Source organism: Pseudoalteromonas sp. A3, assembly GCF_025942345.1.
Lineage (GTDB): Bacteria > Pseudomonadota > Gammaproteobacteria > Enterobacterales > Alteromonadaceae > Pseudoalteromonas > Pseudoalteromonas atlantica.
Genome location: NZ_JAPCKL010000010.1, coordinates 128,414 through 145,916, shown reverse-complemented (window position 1 = coordinate 145,916; position 17,503 = coordinate 128,414). Strand labels below are relative to the sequence as shown.

Annotated in this window: 13 protein-coding genes; 6 read left to right on the top strand and 7 right to left on the bottom strand. The window is 42.0% G+C overall.

The features are described 5' to 3' along the window. Nucleotides 1-464 precede the first annotated feature (464 nt). Nucleotides 465-1,433, bottom strand: coding sequence for a helix-turn-helix domain-containing protein (locus OIZ54_RS16075; protein WP_264390824.1), 969 nt, complete (start codon nt 1,431-1,433; stop codon nt 465-467). A 219-nt stretch (nt 1,434-1,652) separates the two neighbouring features. Between OIZ54_RS16075 and OIZ54_RS16070 the strand changes: the two genes are divergently transcribed. From OIZ54_RS16070 to eat, 3 genes are read left to right on the top strand one after another with little or no spacing between them, the layout of a single operon-like run. After that, the gene (locus OIZ54_RS16070; protein WP_264390823.1) at nt 1,653-3,056 is read left to right on the top strand and encodes an ethanolamine ammonia-lyase subunit EutB; all 1,404 of its coding nucleotides are present in this window, start codon (nt 1,653-1,655) and stop codon (nt 3,054-3,056) included. Continuing rightward, a complete protein-coding gene (eutC, locus tag OIZ54_RS16065; RefSeq protein ID WP_264390822.1) occupies nt 3,056-3,934 on the top strand; it encodes an ethanolamine ammonia-lyase subunit EutC in 879 nt (292 codons plus the stop codon). The genes OIZ54_RS16070 and eutC overlap by 1 nt, the downstream gene beginning before the upstream one ends. Nucleotides 3,935-3,954: 20 nt before the next feature. Next, nucleotides 3,955-5,358: an ethanolamine permease gene (eat, locus tag OIZ54_RS16060; RefSeq protein ID WP_264390821.1), complete on the top strand. Its 1,404-nt coding sequence runs from the start codon at nt 3,955-3,957 to the stop codon at nt 5,356-5,358. Between the two features lie 416 nt (nt 5,359-5,774). Here the strand turns inward: eat and OIZ54_RS16055 are convergent, their stop codons facing one another. From OIZ54_RS16055 to OIZ54_RS16045, 3 genes are all read right to left on the bottom strand, one after another. Then, nucleotides 5,775-7,274, bottom strand: coding sequence for a T6SS phospholipase effector Tle1-like catalytic domain-containing protein (locus OIZ54_RS16055; protein WP_264390820.1), 1,500 nt, complete (start codon nt 7,272-7,274; stop codon nt 5,775-5,777). 111 nt (nt 7,275-7,385) lie between these two features. After that, nucleotides 7,386-9,476, bottom strand: a complete 2,091-nt coding sequence (locus OIZ54_RS16050) for a cupric reductase (RefSeq protein WP_264390819.1) — start codon at nt 9,474-9,476, stop codon at nt 7,386-7,388. Between the two features lie 135 nt (nt 9,477-9,611). Then, the gene (locus OIZ54_RS16045) at nt 9,612-10,916 is read right to left on the bottom strand and encodes an NAD(P)/FAD-dependent oxidoreductase (protein ID WP_004586960.1); all 1,305 of its coding nucleotides are present in this window, start codon (nt 10,914-10,916) and stop codon (nt 9,612-9,614) included. 503 nt (nt 10,917-11,419) lie between these two features. On the opposite strand from OIZ54_RS16045, the gene OIZ54_RS16040 reads away from it, so the two are divergent. Both OIZ54_RS16040 and OIZ54_RS16035 read left to right on the top strand, forming a co-directional pair. Continuing rightward, a complete protein-coding gene (locus OIZ54_RS16040) occupies nt 11,420-13,348 on the top strand; it encodes an ATP-dependent DNA helicase RecQ (RefSeq protein ID WP_264390818.1) in 1,929 nt (642 codons plus the stop codon). Nucleotides 13,349-13,408: 60 nt separating this feature from the next. Further along, nucleotides 13,409-13,717 (top strand): YkgJ family cysteine cluster protein, encoded by a 309-nt coding sequence (locus OIZ54_RS16035; protein WP_264390817.1) that lies wholly within the window; start codon nt 13,409-13,411, stop codon nt 13,715-13,717. A 65-nt stretch (nt 13,718-13,782) separates the two neighbouring features. Here the strand turns inward: OIZ54_RS16035 and OIZ54_RS16030 are convergent, their stop codons facing one another. From OIZ54_RS16030 to OIZ54_RS16020, 3 genes are all read right to left on the bottom strand, one after another. Beyond that, nucleotides 13,783-14,400 (bottom strand): glutathione S-transferase family protein, encoded by a 618-nt coding sequence (locus OIZ54_RS16030; protein ID WP_138576690.1) that lies wholly within the window; start codon nt 14,398-14,400, stop codon nt 13,783-13,785. 48 nt (nt 14,401-14,448) lie between these two features. Next, a complete protein-coding gene (locus OIZ54_RS16025) occupies nt 14,449-15,477 on the bottom strand; it encodes an NADP-dependent oxidoreductase (protein WP_121638253.1) in 1,029 nt (342 codons plus the stop codon). Nucleotides 15,478-15,654: 177 nt separating this feature from the next. Further along, the gene (locus OIZ54_RS16020) at nt 15,655-16,143 is read right to left on the bottom strand and encodes a GNAT family N-acetyltransferase (RefSeq protein ID WP_264390816.1); all 489 of its coding nucleotides are present in this window, start codon (nt 16,141-16,143) and stop codon (nt 15,655-15,657) included. Nucleotides 16,144-16,290: 147 nt separating this feature from the next. Between OIZ54_RS16020 and OIZ54_RS16015 the strand changes: the two genes are divergently transcribed. Continuing rightward, a complete protein-coding gene (locus tag OIZ54_RS16015; RefSeq protein ID WP_264390815.1) occupies nt 16,291-17,496 on the top strand; it encodes an anhydro-N-acetylmuramic acid kinase in 1,206 nt (401 codons plus the stop codon). Nucleotides 17,497-17,503 lie beyond the last annotated feature (7 nt).

The window sequence follows — 17,503 nt, the reverse complement described above, 5'->3', positions numbered from 1 at the left end:
GATTCGACACCTTTTATCAAAACGGGTAACTCTCACTTTTTCAAGTTGATGTGTCAGATCTTGTCTGAACTAATACATATAAGTTATCTGTATATCACCACCGAGTACACCGAGGCGCTTCGCGCTACACAGAGAAAACACCCGTAACGCTTAGTCACTTCTCTTGGTATTCTCCTTCGCTTCTCGGTGGTGAAACAATCACTTTATATCTCGGTTAAGGCGTTGCTTTTAAACGCCAGCAAGGTGCGCCTCTACAAGGTAATTTACCTCGGAGTTAATTTTGTCGGTAGGCGCGAAACTTGCTCTCGCAAGATGTTAGTTACTTCTCTAAAAGCGACGCGCCTCTGAACTTCTTTGTGATTTATTGATCTTTAATACAAAAATGCACAAAGAGAAGGGAATGAGGAGAAAATGAGAAGTGAAAGTTGTAGGCGCGAAGCTTGCTCGCGCGCAATGCGCAGCATTTAATACTCAAAGGCGCCTTCTTTTAAATTATTGGCGATGGTTTGAGAGGGGTTTTCACCAAATAACTGCGTGTAATCTTTAGTAAATTGCCCTGCGTGCCAAAACCCCCAATTGGCCGCTATGATTGATATAGGCTTAGTTTGTCCAACCACTTTAAGCTCGCGCCTTACATTGTTAAGTCGAGTTAAACGCAAAAATCTAAGCGGGTTAATACCTAAAATGCTTTCGAAACTGTACTGCAACGTGCGCCTACTAACAAAAGTAAGCTCGCAAAGCTCTGTAATAGTAATAGTTTTTTGTGGGTTGGCTGCCACGTACTCTTTTACTTTATCGACCACCGCTTTACGGTGTTTATAGCTTGGGGCTATGTTTTGCTGCGGGTTATCGGCTTGCAGTAAATGCAGTGCTAGCATACTAAGCATATCTTGCTGTGACTCTGGTTTAAGCCCAAAGCCCTTACAGGCAACCATACTATTAATAATTTGCCTTGCTGTTTGCAGTGATGAATCACTTACCGTTAAACGAGCAGATTGTGCAGATAATAGGTTTTTAATAGTTACGCCTTGTAACTGCGCCATGTACTCAATTGAATGCCAATCAATAACCAAACCGTAAATATCAAATTGCTCAGGCGTAATTAGTTCAAAGTCGCTATTGCTTGTACGGCACATAAACTGATTGCTCGCTACATCAAGGCCATTAATTTTACTTTGCTGCGACTGACTCGGTATGCCAAGCCAAATAGAGTTAGGGGCTATGTTGCATTGCTGGCGCAGCGCACGCTCGGTGTACTCTTTAAAAGCATGAATATCGTTGTAATTTACGCCTTCTATACAGCCATAAAAGCGGCCATCGCTTACTTGGTCGTACTTTTGCTGCCATTGAGTAAGGTTATGGGCTTGCTCGTCAATATCGTGCGTGTATACCTTGCTCTTTTGTGGTGCGTTGTTGCTGCCTTGCTGCGCCATATAGGTGATGCTCTTTTAAAGTAAACATATTTTTAGTTTAAGTGAATGCCAAATAAAGGCATTAACTTACTGAAATAAAATAATAAAAAACGATTTGCCAAAATTCGATAGCCACTTGGTACAAATTAAGCCTTCTTGTGACTATTCAAAATTGATTTATAGCTTATATAAGGCAAGACCTATACCAAGGTTTGTAATATTAGTTATGCGGAGTAAATCATGGGGCATACGTACAGTTATACTTTAGGAACACATACTTATCAATTCAAGAGCTTAGCGCAGTTAATGGCTAAAGCTACGCCGCAGCGCTCGGGTGATAGGTTAGCGGGAGTTATTGCACAATCGGCACAAGAGCGCGCTGTAGCGCAGATGACATTGGCCGAAGTACCGCTAAAAACATTTTTAAACGATGTACTTATTCCCTACGAGCAAGACGAAATTACACGCCTTATTATTGACGAGCACGACGCAAACGCTTTTAAGCTTATATCGCACTTAACCGTGGGAGATTTTAGAAACTGGTTATTAAGTGATTTTGCAACGCCTGCGGTACTTGCAAGTGTTAGGCAAGCCATTACCCCTGAAATGGCGGCTGCGGTAAGTAAAATAATGCGTAATCAAGATCTCATACTTGTTGCTAAAAAGTGCCACGTAAAAAGCGCGTTTAGAAACACCATAGGTTTGCCTGGGCATTTATCAACCCGCTTGCAACCTAACCACCCAACCGATGACATAAATGGTATAGCTGCTTGTATGCTCGATGGGCTTTTATACGGCAATGGCGATGCGGTAATTGGTATTAATCCCGCCACCGACAACGTAGCGCAAGCCATTAAGTTAATGACACTGATGGATGATGTAATTCAAAAATACGAAATTCCAACACAAAGCTGTGTGCTTACCCATGTAACTAACACCATAGAGTGCATAGAAGCAGGCGCGCCGGTTGATTTGGTGTTTCAGTCAATAGGCGGTACAGAAGCTACTAACTCAAGCTTTGGTTTTAATTTAAATACACTAGCTGAGGCGCAAGATGCTGCGCTGAGCTTAAAGCGTGGCACGGTTGGCAATAATGTAATGTATTTTGAAACCGGGCAAGGCAGCTCGCTTTCGGCTAATGCACACCATGGGCTTGACCAGCAAACCTGTGAGGCGCGTGCTTATGCTGTAGCACGTAAGTTTAACCCTTTATTAGTTAATACTGTTGTAGGCTTTATTGGCCCCGAGTATTTATTTGATGGTAAAGAAATTACCCGCGCAGGGCTTGAAGATCACTTTTGTGCCAAGCTTTTAGGCATACCTATGGGGTGCGATGTGTGTTACACCAACCACGCCGAGGCCGACCAAAACGATATGGATAACTTACTCACCTTATTAGGCGTGGCGGGTTGCTCGTTTGTAATGGGGATTCCAGGCTCGGACGACATTATGCTTAATTACCAAACTACCTCATTTCATGATGCCTTATATGTGCGCCGAGTTTTAGGCTCGCGCCCAGCGCCAGAATTTGAAGCGTGGCTTAGCAAAATGCAAATTATGGAAAATACCGCCGAGACTATTTTATCGAACACCTTACCAACTGCCTTTGCTAAGCCATTAAAAGCAGTACAAGGAGGGATGTAATGAAAGCGGTTAAAAGCATAAACACGCAAAGCAGCAACGATCACGATAATGGCAAAGTGGTTGAAAACCCATGGAGCGATTTACGTCGTTTTACCGATGCCCGTATAGGCCTCGGCCGGGCAGGCATTAGTTTACCTACATCTGAAATGCTAGCGTTTCAGCTATCGCATGCTCAGGCGCGCGATGCGGTTAACTTTCCGTTAGATATTAGCGAAATGACAAAAACACTCAGTGCTATTGATGCGCTTAGCGAGGTTGAAAAACCGCTAAGTGTACAAAGTGAGGCTGTTGATCGCGTTACCTATTTACAGCGCCCCGATTTAGGCCGAAAGCTAAACCAAGCAGGGCGTACAACGCTTTTAAACACTATGCAAAATAGGCAAAGCAGTACTCAGGCACAATACGATTTAGCCATTGTAGTAGTTGATGGGCTTTCGTCGCTGGCGGTACAAAAAAACGCAGCGCCATATATAAGCGAGCTTTTAAAGCAGCTTCCTACTGAGCCCTCACCTTATAAAATTGCGCCAATTACCCTAGTAGAGCAAGGCCGCGTAGCGATTGGTGATGATATTGGCGAGCTGCTAAACGCACAAGTTGTAATGGTATTAATTGGTGAGCGCCCAGGGCTTAGCTCCCCTGACAGCCTTGGCCTTTATTTAACGTGGGAGCCTAAAACAGGGCTTAACGATGCCTGCCGTAATTGTATTTCTAACATTCGCCCTGCAGGGCTTAGCTACTTTGAGGCTGCCCGAAGAGCCGTATATTTACTGCAAGAGGCCAAAAAGTGCGGGCTTACTGGGGTTAACTTAAAAGACAGAACACAAGACGATGTAATAGAGCATCAGGTTCAAACCACAAATTTTTTAATCGCGGAATAAAACTATAAAAAGAGGTCAACATGTCTAATAACAATAAAGAGTATCTTGCACAAAGGCAGTTAAAAAGTGGCACTGCGGGCTGGTTATTGCTTGCAGGGCTAGGGGTGTCGTATGTAATTTCGGGCGACTTTGCAGGCTGGAACTTTGGCATAGCCGAAGCCGGCTGGGGCGGATTTGCCATTGCTGCCGTGTTAATGGCAATAATGTATTTAACGCTGGTGTTATCGCTTGCTGAAATGTCGGCAGCAATTCCTGCGGCAGGTGGCGGTTACAGTTTTGCGCGTCAAGCAATGGGCCCTGCCGGGGGTTATTTAACTGGCCTTGCGGTATTAATTGAATATGCATTAGCCCCCGCCGCCATTGTTATATTTATTGGCTCTGCGGTTGAGGCGTTAACGGGTTTTAATGGCCCGTGGGTATATGCACTGTTTTACTTAACGTTTGTAGGTATTCACTTAGCGGGTGTGGGTGAAGCGCTAAAAGTAATGATGGTGATAAGTGGCTTAGCAGTATTGGCTATTATTGCCACTGCTGTGGCGTTAATTGCTAATTTTGACGCGGCTAATTTATTTGATGTTGCGGTAACTAATGCCGCAGGTGCAAATGAATTTTTACCACTTGGTTGGTATGGTGTGTGGGCTGCATTACCTTTTGCTATGTGGTTATTTTTAGCAGTAGAAGGCGTGCCGCTTGCAGCCGAAGAAGCTAAAAACCCAGCTAAAGATGTACCTAAAGGCATTATTGGCGCTATCTTATTTTTACTGTTTACCGCTTTACTTGTTGTGGTATTAGTTCCTGCTGCCGGTGGTGCAAACGCAATGGGCGCCAGTGCAGTTCCTTTAGTTGATGCGCTTAACGCCACGGGCAATACAAGCTTAGCCACTGTGGTAAATATTTTAGGCTTAGCGGGATTGGTCGCGTCGTTCTTTTCGATTATTTATGGTTATAGCCGTTTAGTGTTTGCGCTTTCGCGTGCGGGCTATTTACCGCGTTCGTTATCAATTACTACAGAGCGCAAAGTGCCCGCGCGTGCGTTAATTGTACCCGCTATTTTTGGATTTATTGCCTCACTGAGTGGCGAGGGCGATTTAATGCTAGCCATGGCGGTGGTAGGTGCAACGGTATCGTATGCGTTAATGGCGCTGAGCCATATTATGTTACGTATTAAGCAACCTAATTTAGCTCGCCCGTATAAAACGCCAGGTGGCGTGGTTACATCGGGTATTGCGCTAGTGTTATCGCTTATTGCATTAACGGGTGTGTATGCGTTTGACCCTCGTGCATTTTTATACACCGTAGTGCTATTTGTGATTGGTGCAGCTTATTACTTTGGCTATAGCGCTAAGCATTTAGTCGCTAAAAGTGCAGATGAAGAGTTTGCTATGCTTGCCGACGCTGAAGCGGACTTAGCCGCCTCAAATTAAGGGGGTTAACACTAGGGTAAAAGCGTTGCTTTTAAAACGCCAGCAAGCTGCGCGTCTACAAGGTAATTTACCTCGGTGTTAATTTTGTCGGCGCGAAGCTTGCTCGCGCGAGATGCAAGTTACTTCTCTAAAAGCGAAGCGTCTCTAAACCTCTTAGCGATTTATTGATCTTTAATACAAAAATGCACAAAGAGAAGAGAGAGAAGTAAACGAGCAGCCAAAGTAAATTAGTATAAGTTATCTGTATATCACCACCGAGTACACCGAGGCGCTTCGCGCTACACAGAGAAAACACCCGTAACGTTTAGTCACTTCTCTAGGTATTCTCCTTCGCTTCTCGGTGGTGAAACAATCACTTTATACCTCGGTTAAAGCATTGTTTTTAAACGCCAGCAAGCTGCGCGATTACAGCCCATTTAACTTATGCGGGTTACTTTTACTTTTATTTTTCCTGCATTGGCGCCGTAAAATCGGCTTAAGTCATTGGCAAAGGGGCTAAATTCACCTGATTTAGTAATGGTTACTGTAGCGCCATTGGCTATTTCAAATAAATATTCGTCGTTATTGTTAATTGCGCCAACCAAAGAGAACCACTGCGCTCTTGGAAGTCGTCTAAATGGTTCAAGCAATGCCATAGGGATTTCTTTAACCCCTAATTGCACATTATCGCGGTGCCAGCCGCTCGCGGTGCATTTTATGCCGTCGTCATACCAAAATTGATTGGGGTAGGGTTCAAACTGATAAGTTGCGCCTTCAACTAACATAAGCCCTGTATTGTTATGTGCCTCGCTGGCAAACACCATAACATCTTGGCTTTGCGAAACTTGTAATACACTCATGTTTTGGTTTTCAAGGGCAATGTGTTGGCTTAAACCAGTAAAGCTTAATGTGCTGTTATCGTTATACCTAATTTTGTAATGCAGGTTTTTAAGCGATTCTGGGCGATAGCTAGTTAGTTTATTAATTCGTGTAGCTACGCTTTGATGTATATGTGGTTCTAGGTTGCTGGCTTCGTTATCAATAAGTACATAGCACTCCCTATCCACCAATTTAAAAAAGGGATTAAACCAAAAGTAATTTTGCTGATGACTTAAAGCCAGAGGATCGGGCGTTACGGTTACATCGTCTTGGTCAACTAATTTACTGCCAGGCAATAAGGTTTCGTAGTCAATATCGTGGCTGGTTAATAAGCTAATATTAAGTGGTTGCTCAATTAACCATTCAAGCGCATAGCGCAGGCAAATATCAGCTAGGCCATCGCGGTAATAACCGCCGCCAATATCTGAATGCGCCCCTGCAAACCAAAGCTCGGTAATATTATTTTGATGGTTCATTAGGGTGGGTTCAAACGCACGGCGTTTTTCATCAAGTGCTACGCAGTGCAGTGCCTGCGAAATATTATTAGCAATGGTGTGGTTTTCAAATATTACATGCTCGGCACCGCGCGTTGCTTTACTGACTTTCGATAAACCAATTGAGGCCACGGTATCAAATACACATACGTAAACATTATCGCTAATTAAAGGTTCTAGGATTTTTGCAAAACGCCTAGCGAGTGCGCCGCCTCGGCTAAAACCGGTAAGTAAAAGGGTATCGCCTAGTTGGTAATGCGCTTTAAAATCACTCATGGCTTGATTTAAAATACTGGCAACATCGTCACCACGTGGCGCTAAAGTTTGGTTTAAAATACGTTTTAAGCGGCTACCTTTAGTGCCAATACCTTGATAATAAAAACTAAGCTGGTTTGTAAATGGAGTGGTGGGGGAGTCATCGAGTTTGCCGCCTAATAATAAATGCAGCTTAAGAATATTAGAAATACTACTGTCTTCTTTAAAATGGTCTGAGCTAAATTGCTCTGCATCGCGAGGCTCGCCACCAGTACCATCAAAATTAAAAATTAGCGTTTTACCCGTCATAGCCATAACCCTTTAATTGTTTTAAATACTCTACACAGGCAATGTTAAATATTAAAGACATTAATTTTTCAAATAGCACGCTAAGTGGCGTTAGCGTGCTTAGCGGGTTATTTAGTGATTATCAAACATATAATAATTTAGCTCTGTGCCCTGGGCAGGCTTAAGCGCTGGGTTTAGCTGAATTAACTGCTGATAAACCTCAGGGTAAAACATTTTTAATCGTGCTACGCGGGCTAAGTGGTTTGGCTCAAATTTTTCCACAAGCTGCAAAGCTAAAGGAATCATTGGGCTTAACTCCCCTTTGGTGTAACTTTGCTCTAGTGCTAAGTCGAGTATATCTACGCCAAGCTTACTTGGATCAGCCGGTATTTTATTATCAATTAAAAATTGTACTGCCTCAGAAGAAGACGATGCAGCTTGTGTATAAACGTCGCGCCCATGTATATCGGTAATCGAAAAATCAAAACCCGCCTGTGCGAGTGCTTGCCAATGATTTATCGAAAAACGGCTTAATCGTGTTAACTCAAGCGGTGGCTTAGGGTTTATGCGGTTTTGCCAAGTAGTGATTAAATCATCAGGGTTTAAGAGTAATAAAGAAAAAAGCGTATCGGTTTCGGCTTGAGTTAATACCGTGCTGAGGCTGTATTCATAAGCTTTTTGATATTCTTTCTTAGATAAATATTCGTTAAATGTGCTTTGGCTTCTATCGTTTGAAAGCTGGTTACTCAGACTACTCCACCAATAATTGACTAAAACAGGGTCTATATCGTGCAAAACACGTACAAAGTTAGATCCGTGCTTATTTTTAACCTGTTGAACTTTGTCATAAGCTTGCATTACTGTGTGCAGCTGCTCTGTATCTTTTAACTGTTGTTGTAACAGCTCACAGCTTTGCCTTTTATTGTTTAGCTGCGCTTTTTGCTGCTTTAAATCTACTAAAAAAAGGGCAACATCAGAATTATCAGGCTCAGTTATTTGGGGTAACGCGTTATTGTTAATTTTACCAATAGGGCTAAAGTAAGCGTATTGCGCTGGGTTGTCCTGCTTATTAATATAGGCCCCTTGCTGGTAAATAAAGTCATTTACAAAAAATACCCCTTTGCTATTTAGGTCTTCATTCGCATTGCCGCTATGTGCTTTGTAACCACGCTTTTTAAGATAATCTAAAAGCTGGGTGTGCTTAGTATCTAATGGGGCTAGGGTTAAGTTACCGCTTTTAGGCAGGTTTACAATAGCCACGTCTAAACCTGTAAATAGGCCTGGCTCGTTGGTTGGCGTAACGCCTTTTGTTTGCAGTGCTTTTACAAGAGGTAAATTAAATTTACTGACCGCAATATCGGCTAAGTTATATAAAACAGTGTTTTTTTCGTATAACGGCAGGGCATCTAGCACGGGAACTTGCTGTAAAAGCGCAATAATATACTCATTTGGAATATCGTTTTTTATAGCGGTAGCCACTTCATTCACTGTAAATTGGTTAGATGAAATTGCCTGCTCAAACTCTTTTGGCGTAAATTTATTTGCATTAAGCACAAACAATGTCGCCGGAGAAATTACCTCACTGCCTTCAAGTTTAATAAAGGTTTTAGAGTAAGTGGTAAATGTATCGGTGTTGTTTAATAAAGCATAAAGCGTTTCTTTTTGTACATTTTCATCAAGGGGTACACTCAGAGTAAGTCCTGGAGGGTTATGCTTATTATCTCCAAGCTGTTGAATCATTTCTTTTACTTTATCATTGGTGAAGCCCTTAATAGCCTCAATGCCTTGCCAATTAGCTAGCTCGTTTAAAGAGCTAGTAATATTAAGCTGCTGTTTTTGCTCTGCAATAATGGCATCTTTTAAAAGGGCAATGTATGTACGCTGATTGATTTTTGATAAATCTGTATACTTTAAAAGCGTGGATACCGATGTCCCTTTTTTAAGTTCACTTACAAAAAATGAAACAAGCGACTGATTCAATGTTTGTACTTTATTGCTTTGTTGTTGTGACTGATCTCTACACAGGCTAATCTGTTTTTTTAGTTTATTAACTACCTGTAGCGGTGAGTCCTCATTTGGCTGCTTTTTATTAACTACGCTGGTCTGAGAGGTGGTTGGTTTCACTTGTTCTGCTTGCTCTACAGCTACAGAGTGCGGTTGAGTTTGAAAAAAATAAACAGCTAAAGCAGTGATTATTACAATCCCAAAAAGTACTTTTTTCATTAGCGTCAACCCCTTGAATTACAATTACATCTAACTGCATGGTACTATTTTAGATACGCATAATGCAAAAAAGCTTTAAAAGATAATTTACATTACCTATTAAAGCTTTTTGACTATTTAGCTGCTGTTTATGTATTAATGCAGTTTCATTTTAGGGCGCACTACGCGCAGTACTTTTTCGCTTATCCATAATGCAAAGGTTTTTGCGCTGCCGTGTATGGCGCGCTGGTGCATGCGATACAGTGATATATACATAAAGCGAGCAATTTTACCTTCTATAAAAAAGGTATTGCTGGTTAAGTTACCCATTAAATTACCTACCGTACTGTAGCGCGATAAGTTAACGAGAGAGCCATGGTCGCTATATTTAAAGCCGCACAATGGCTGTTGTTTTAACGTGGCAATGAGGTTTTTTTCTACACATAGCGCCATTTGATGCGCCGATTGCGCACGTGGTGGAACGAGCTTTCCGTCTTCTTGGGTAAAGGCGCAGCAATCACCAATAACAAAAATGCTTTCATCTACGGTGCTTTGTAAAAACTCGTTTACTTGAATTTGGTTACTACGAGTAAGCTCAAAAATACCTAAATCTTTAATAAAATCTGGCGCTTTTACACCTGCAGCCCATACCATTATATCGGCGTCTATGTGTTCTTCGTCTTTTGTTATAAACCCTTGTTCGGTGGCTTCTTTTACCAGTGTTTGCTCTCGTACGTTTACGCCGAGTTTTAATAACTCGCGCTTTGCGCTATCGGCTATGCGCTCGGGTAGGGCGGGCAAAATACGGGGCCCCGCTTCTATTAAATGAATATGTAAACGCTTAGACGACATATTTGTAAGGCCGTAAAGCTTTAATAATTCAGATACATGGTAAAGCTCTGCCGAGAGCTCAACGCCGGTTGCGCCGCCGCCCACAATGGCAATATTTAATGATTGCTGTTGGTTGTCGTCTTGGTGAAGGCGAGTAAAGCTGTCGAGTAGTGAATGCTGAAAACGCTCAGCTTGCTGATTTGAGTCTAAAAAGTAGCAATGATCTTTTATGCCTGGGGTATTAAAGTCGTTGCTTACGCTGCCAATGGCAATAACAAGGTGGTCGTAGCGTACGCTGCGCTGTGGCAAAATAGTATGGCCTAGCTCATCTAGATGCGGTGCAAGGGTAATGGTTTTATTGCTTTGGTCTATATCGCAAAATGTACCAAGCTGAAAATTATAATGATGTTTTGCAGCGTGGGCTGAATACACAACGCCATCTAAATCGGGGTCAATAGAGCCTGTCGCTACTTCGTGTAGTAACGGCTTCCATATGTGGGTGCGGTTTTTATCGATTAAAAGAATTTCGGCTTGTTTTTTCTTCCCTAATTTATGCCCTAATTGTGTTGCCAGCTCTAGTCCGCCTGCGCCACCGCCAATAACGACGATTTTAGGTTTAGTTATATTCATAGCAATGCCCTTAAAAAATAATATACCCAAATAATCTGCTTATAACGCTTATAAAAAATCACTTGGGTATACAAAATTAGCTTGGCTGTTAGCACCATTGAGCATCTGCTGCGTATTTTGCGCCTAAATAAAACATATGTCAGCAATTGATAAGCTTATTTGTTGTATACTAAGGTCTAAGTTGCCTCAGTATGAAAAATTTAGCGCTTTACAGGGCCCTAATATAAAGGCGCTACTTTACATAAAAGACAGCTTGCTTTTAATAGGGTATAACGCTGACACTAAATGCTTTTAAGTATTTTAATCTATTGATTTAAAGTAGGTTTTAGTGCTTTGTGGATTATTGCAATAAAGCCGCTAATACTTGCAATCTATGCATTATCTAAATTGCTTTTAATGCCAACAGACACTCTTATATTGAGATGCTTTGGGGTATATGCAAATATTTCATTTACGTTGCACTTTTGCTATTAAAGCCTATTCCCTAGCCAAAAAGGATATTTATGACCACGCCATTAATTAAATCACTTGAGCAACATTTTGGTTTTAGCCAATTTAGAACAGGGCAACAGCAAACCATTGAGCAGCTTTTAAATGGGCAATCGTCACTGGCTATATTTCCTACGGGGTCGGGTAAGTCGTTGTGTTATCAGCTAACGGCTATGCATTTACCAAACTTAACCTTGGTGGTATCGCCTTTACTTGCATTGATGAAAGATCAAATTAGCTTTTTAAATAGCAAAGGTATTTACGCGGCAAGCCTTGATTCGAGCCAAGACCAAATGCAAAGCAGCACCGTAATGAACGATGTGCGAAATGGTAAAATTAAAGTGTTAATGGTGTCGGTTGAGCGTTTTAAAAACGAGCGATTTAGAGAGTTTATAAGCCAAGTTGCGCTGTCTATGCTGGTGGTAGACGAAGCGCACTGTATATCTGAATGGGGCCATAACTTTAGACCCGACTACCTTAAACTACCGCGATACCGCGAAGAGCTAAATATTCCACTGGTACTATTACTCACCGCCACAGCCACTAAAAAAGTAAAACGCGACATGAGCGAGCGTTTTAATATTGCCCCAGAGTGCATTGTACAAACAGGCTTTTACCGCGCTAACCTCGATTTAAGTGTGCTAAGTGTAAAAACGGCTGATAAAAACACTGAGCTTACAAACATAGTGCGTGCGCAAAATGGCCCAGGTATTGTGTATGTAATGCTTCAGCAAAGCGCCGAACAAGTGGCTAATACGCTAAGTGCGCAAGGTATTCAGGCGGTTGCGTATCATGCTGGGCTTGAAGATACGCTAAGGTGGCAAATTCAAGATGATTTTATGTCGGGTAAAATTAACGTTGTTGTGGCAACTATAGCCTTTGGTATGGGCGTTGATAAATCAGATATTCGCTTTGTTATTCATTACGATTTACCAAAATCAATTGAAAACTACAGCCAAGAAATAGGCCGTGCAGGGCGCGATGGCAACCCATCAAACTGCTACACCTTGGCTAATTTAGATGGCCTAAACACAGTAGAAAACTTTGTGTATGGCGACACCCCTGAATTGAGCGGCATTGAATACGTAATTAACGATATTAAAGCCCAGCCGCAGCAATGGGAAATGCAAGAATATAGTTTATCCAGCGAAAGTAACATTCGCCAATTAGCGCTTAAAACCTTGCTGGTACAACTAGAAATGCAAGGCGCAATAACGCCGCAGTACGCCTATTACGCCGATTTTAAATACAAGTTTTTGGTTGATAAAAACGAGCTACTTAGCCAGTTTGACGAGCAACGCCAAGCCTTTTTAACGCAAATATTTAGCCACACCGATTTTAAAAAAATGTGGGGCACGCTTAATTTTGACACCCTTACCCAAGCCGCCCAAGTTGATCGGAAACGGGTTGTGGCCGCGCTTGACTACCTAGCCGAAAAAAACCTAATAACCCTTGAAACCAAACGTATTACCCAAGTTTACAAAGTGCATAGTGAGGTTATAAATAACCCTGAACTTGCAAAACAATTACACAGTTATTTTATCGAAAAAGAACAAGCCGAGATTAAACGTATAGCTGCATTGGTACGCTTTTTTGAGCTACAAAGTTGCTTAAGCTATAACTTGGCGCGCTATTTTGACGATCAAAATGCGCCAGCGCAATGCGGGCATTGTAGTGTATGCCGTGGTAATGCTGTAAAGCTTGGTTATTCAATAGAGCCTGCTCACATTGCCGATGACGTTGTTTATCAAAAAGTGGATGAGTTTTTAGCGCACATGACAACAAAAGGTATTCACAGTGTAGGTATTGAAACCCAGTGCCGCTTTTTAGCGGGCATGAGCGTGCCATTATTTGCACGTAATAAAGTACGCCAACTGAGTGGTTTTGCGCTTTGTGAGCAGATGCGTTACAGCGATATAAAAGCAAAACTACTAGCGCGCTAATTTATAGCAATTGGTATGAGTTCCTGTATCCTAGTGGCTTATTTAAAAAAGTAAGTCACTATGCCTAATACTGTTATTCCAAGTAAAACTATTTCCTCTACATCTGAGCCCATAACCTGCGCTAATTGCCAGGCATGTTGCTGCCAATTAGAAGTGCGCATAGTGACCGACACGGGCGTGCCTTTTCAGTTCATTGATTACGACAAATGGGGCAGCGAAGTAATGAAACGCGCAGACGACGGCTGGTGCCAAGCACTCGACCGTAACACGCTAATGTGTACTATTTACGAAAACCGCCCACTTACGTGCCGCGAGTTTGAAATGGCCTCAAACGAGTGTATTACAGAGCGCGAAATAGCGGGTATTTAATAAAAGCATATCCACTAAAAAAGGGGCTCAAAAAGCCCCTTTGGTTTATCTGTGTTTTGTACTAATTAATCGTATTTAGCTTCTAGCTCATTAGCTGTATGAAACTTCTCATGGCTTTGTAATAGCTCATCGTACTTTACAAGGTGTTTAAAGTGGACAAGCTGGCCTGAGTTTTTAACTATTTCTACAATAAACGACATCATAATATCGGCACCGGTTAAAGTGTCGCCGACTAAATAACGTTTACCTTGGAGTCGGTCGTTAAAGTAGCTAATTACTTTTACGGTTTCTGCATCGGCGTAATTTTCTAAAAACTCTGTTTTAGCGCCATCTTTTAAAACAAACATTTTAAGCAACAGCGGTAAAATAGCAGAGCTTTCGGCAAAGTGAAGCCATTGTTGATACTCAACATATTCGGCAGTGCCAGCTTTTGGTGCAAATTTACCATTACCGTATTTAGTAATTAAATAATCGGTGATCGCGCCAGATTCGGTAACAATTAGGCCATCGTCTTCAATTACTGGTGACTTACCTAATTGGTGTACTTTTTTAAGTTCGTCAGGCGCTAAAAAGGTCTCTGTGTTGCGCTGGTAGGCAACAATTTCGTAATCAACATCAAGCTCTTCTAAAAGCCAAATAATACGTTTTGAGCGCGATTTATTTAAATGGTGTAGTTTAATCATGTCAGTCCTTGTTGGCGTTACTGCATGTGCAGTAACGCTTTGTAAAATTTAAAGTGGCTCGTTAATTTTAACAACGGTTTTACCAAAGTTTTTACCATTTAGCATATCGTTAAATGCGCTAATGGTGTTTTCAATACCTTCTACCATGTGTTCGCGGTATTGTACTTTGCCATCTTGTAGCCATTTTTGCATGTCTTGTGCAAATTCGTCGTAGCGGTGGCCGTAGTCGTCAAAAATTATAAAGCCCTGCATTTTAATACGTTTAGTAAGCAACTGCCCCATTAGCATTCCCATACGATCAGGCCCATCTGGAAGGCTGGTAGAATTATATTGCGACACTAAACCACACAGTGGCACACGGGCTGCGGTATTAAGTAATGGTAATACGGCATCAAACACTTTACCGCCCACATTTTCGTAATAAACATCTATGCCGTTATCACAGGCTTTTTCTAGCTGCTCTGCAAAGTCATCGGCTTTGTGATCAATACAGGCATCAAAGCCCAGCTTTTCAACGGCATGTGTACATTTTTCGCTGCCACCAGCAACGCCTACCACTTTACAGCCTTTAATTTTGGCTATTTGGCCAACGGTTGCGCCAACCGGCCCTGTTGCTGCAGCTACTACAACGGTTTCGCCTTCTTTAGGTGCGCCAATATCAAGTAAGCCCATGTAGGCTGTAAAGCCAGGCATACCCATAATACCGAGTGCGTACGATGGGTTTTCTGGCTCTTTACCTAATTGCATAAGACCTTCGCCGTTAGTAATGGCGTAATCTTGCCAACCGGTGTAAGCAAGTACCCATTCGCCTTCGCTGTATTTATCGTTTTTAGACTCTTCTACTTGGCACACGGTAGCGCCTACCATTACATCGCCCACATTAACCGGATCGGCATACGACTTTGCATCGCTCATGCGGCCACGCATGTATGGGTCAAGTGATAGGTAAATAGTGCGCAGCAGCACCTCGCCATCTTTAAGCGCTGGTAAATCTACTGTTTTAAGTTCAAAGTTTTCATCGGTAGGGGCACCGTGCGGGCGTGATGCTAAAGTAAGTTGACGACTAGTTGCTGACATAAAAATCTCCTCTTAAGAGTGAATTTACTTAGCGAATGTTTACGCGTTTAAAACCAGGTTGAGCCTAAACAATAATGCGCGCTAAGTTATACGAAAATAAAAATTTGTACCTTAATACACGAGCTTTGGGCGCGAGGCTGGTAATTCAAGCTTTGCAGAGTATTTATTCTAAACGGTTTATTTTAGCTTGCTAAAAATATGGCTATCGTAAAATACACCATTTTTATAAATTGCCTGTTTGAGCACAGCCTCGTCCTTAAAACCGCATTTAGTGAGTGCCTTTACAGAGCCTGTATTGCCAGCAAATACAGCGCCAAAAATTCTATTTAGGTTTGAGCTTTTAAATGCGTCATCGCAAATTTGCGAAATAGCATGAGTCATTACTCCTTGCCCCCAAAAGTGGCTATTAAGCCAATAGCCTATTTCGCCACTGCGGCTATATTCAAATTCTCCGGGGGTGATACCAATACACCCCGCAAATTGCTCATCTACAACAATGGCCTTAACTATTCCACTTTTAGAGCCTTGGTTTATCCACCAGTCGGCGTCGGCTTGAGTATACGGAAATGGAATTTTAGAGGATAAAAAGCGCGTAACCTGTTCATCATTTAAGGTATTAATAATGTGTGGCGCGTCTTTTGGTTTAAAGTCTCTTAGGGTGATCATTGTTTTAATTAAGTGTCTGTTGCATACGGGTCAACTTAGCAAGCAATTAGAGATTGCACAATCACAAAGATTAACCGTTTACGGCTATAACTTTGTTTTAAAGTACTCTAATATAAGCAAAATATGATACCTGTTTAAGATACCTTTATGCACCCACATATAGCCGCCCTTTATAATAGTGCCCAAAAGCCAAGCCGTTTAATTATAGGTTTAATGAGCGGGACCTCCTTAGATGGGCTCGATGTAGCACTGTGTAAGGTAACGGGCGCAGGTATAAATACGCAAATTGAAGTGCTTAACTTTACCACCGTTGACTATAACAACGAGTATAAAAGTAAAATAAAGCAGGTATTTGCCAAACGAGAGTGTGATTTAGAACTTGTTACCTTACTGCATCCATGGGTTGGTAAACTCCATGGCGATATGGTTAATCAGTGCTTACATACTTGGCACGTAAACCCAGCAAGTATTGATGTAATAGCCAGCCACGGGCAAACCATTTACCACTGCCCACAGTCGCAGCATAATCATAAAAGCTTTACTAATGGCACATTACAAATTGGCGACAGCGACCAAATAGCCGTTACTACCGGTATTACAACGATTGGCGACTTTAGGCAAAAACACATAGCCGCAGGGGGCGAAGGTGCACCGCTTGCGGTATATGGCGATTACTTATTTTTTGCAAACCCCAATGAGAACCGCATTTTATTAAACATGGGTGGTATTGCTAATTTAACGTTTTTACCTAAAAGCGGTGATACAAATAGCGTATTTAGTAGCGACATAGGCCCAGGTAACACCATTATGGATGCGTACGTACAGCAGCATTTTAAAGGCATGCACTTTGATGATGGCGCAAAAATAGCAAAAGCGGGCAAGGTAAATACAGCCTTATTAAATGCAATGTGTAGCAACACTTTTTTTGAGCTTGCGCTGCCTAAAACAACAGGGCCTGAGGTATTTAATTTAGGCTATTTATATGCTGCTCAACAGCAAACAAATACACAGCACTTAAGCCATGAAGATGTTATGGCAACTTTAAATATGTTTAGCGCAAGGGTAATTGCAAACGCGTTAAATGAATGCGGGCAAAGTGCTAAAGAGTGTGTGGTGTACGCAAGTGGTGGCGGTATTCATAACCCATTATTAATGGCGCACCTTAATGCGCTGTGCCCGACTATTAAAGCGTTTAAAAATACCGACAATTTAGGCATAAACCCCGATGCCAAAGAAGCCGTACTATTTGCCATTTTAGCCAACGAATGCCTAGCAGGTGAGCAGCAGCACCTAAATAATACTGCGCAGGGTATTGCTGGGGTCACTATGGGTAAAGTGAGTTTTGCTGATTAAGTTTTTA

What these genes read in the sequence shown, in the direction of transcription:
- OIZ54_RS16025 (WP_121638253.1), bottom strand. Translation starts at nt 15,477, where the DNA reads ATGTCAGCAACTAGTCGTCAACTTACTTTAGCATCACGCCCGCACGGT.
- OIZ54_RS16035 (WP_264390817.1), top strand. Translation starts at nt 13,409, where the DNA reads ATGCCTAATACTGTTATTCCAAGTAAAACTATTTCCTCTACATCTGAG.
- OIZ54_RS16015 (WP_264390815.1), top strand. Translation starts at nt 16,291, where the DNA reads ATGCACCCACATATAGCCGCCCTTTATAATAGTGCCCAAAAGCCAAGC.
- OIZ54_RS16075 (WP_264390824.1), bottom strand. Translation starts at nt 1,433, where the DNA reads ATGGCGCAGCAAGGCAGCAACAACGCACCACAAAAGAGCAAGGTATAC.
- OIZ54_RS16055 (WP_264390820.1), bottom strand. Translation starts at nt 7,274, where the DNA reads ATGACGGGTAAAACGCTAATTTTTAATTTTGATGGTACTGGTGGCGAG.
- OIZ54_RS16070 (WP_264390823.1), top strand. Translation starts at nt 1,653, where the DNA reads ATGGGGCATACGTACAGTTATACTTTAGGAACACATACTTATCAATTC.
- eutC (WP_264390822.1), top strand. Translation starts at nt 3,056, where the DNA reads ATGAAAGCGGTTAAAAGCATAAACACGCAAAGCAGCAACGATCACGAT.
- OIZ54_RS16030 (WP_138576690.1), bottom strand. Translation starts at nt 14,400, where the DNA reads ATGATTAAACTACACCATTTAAATAAATCGCGCTCAAAACGTATTATT.
- OIZ54_RS16050 (WP_264390819.1), bottom strand. Translation starts at nt 9,476, where the DNA reads ATGAAAAAAGTACTTTTTGGGATTGTAATAATCACTGCTTTAGCTGTT.
- OIZ54_RS16040 (WP_264390818.1), top strand. Translation starts at nt 11,420, where the DNA reads ATGACCACGCCATTAATTAAATCACTTGAGCAACATTTTGGTTTTAGC.
- eat (WP_264390821.1), top strand. Translation starts at nt 3,955, where the DNA reads ATGTCTAATAACAATAAAGAGTATCTTGCACAAAGGCAGTTAAAAAGT.
- OIZ54_RS16020 (WP_264390816.1), bottom strand. Translation starts at nt 16,143, where the DNA reads ATGATCACCCTAAGAGACTTTAAACCAAAAGACGCGCCACACATTATT.
- OIZ54_RS16045 (WP_004586960.1), bottom strand. Translation starts at nt 10,916, where the DNA reads ATGAATATAACTAAACCTAAAATCGTCGTTATTGGCGGTGGCGCAGGC.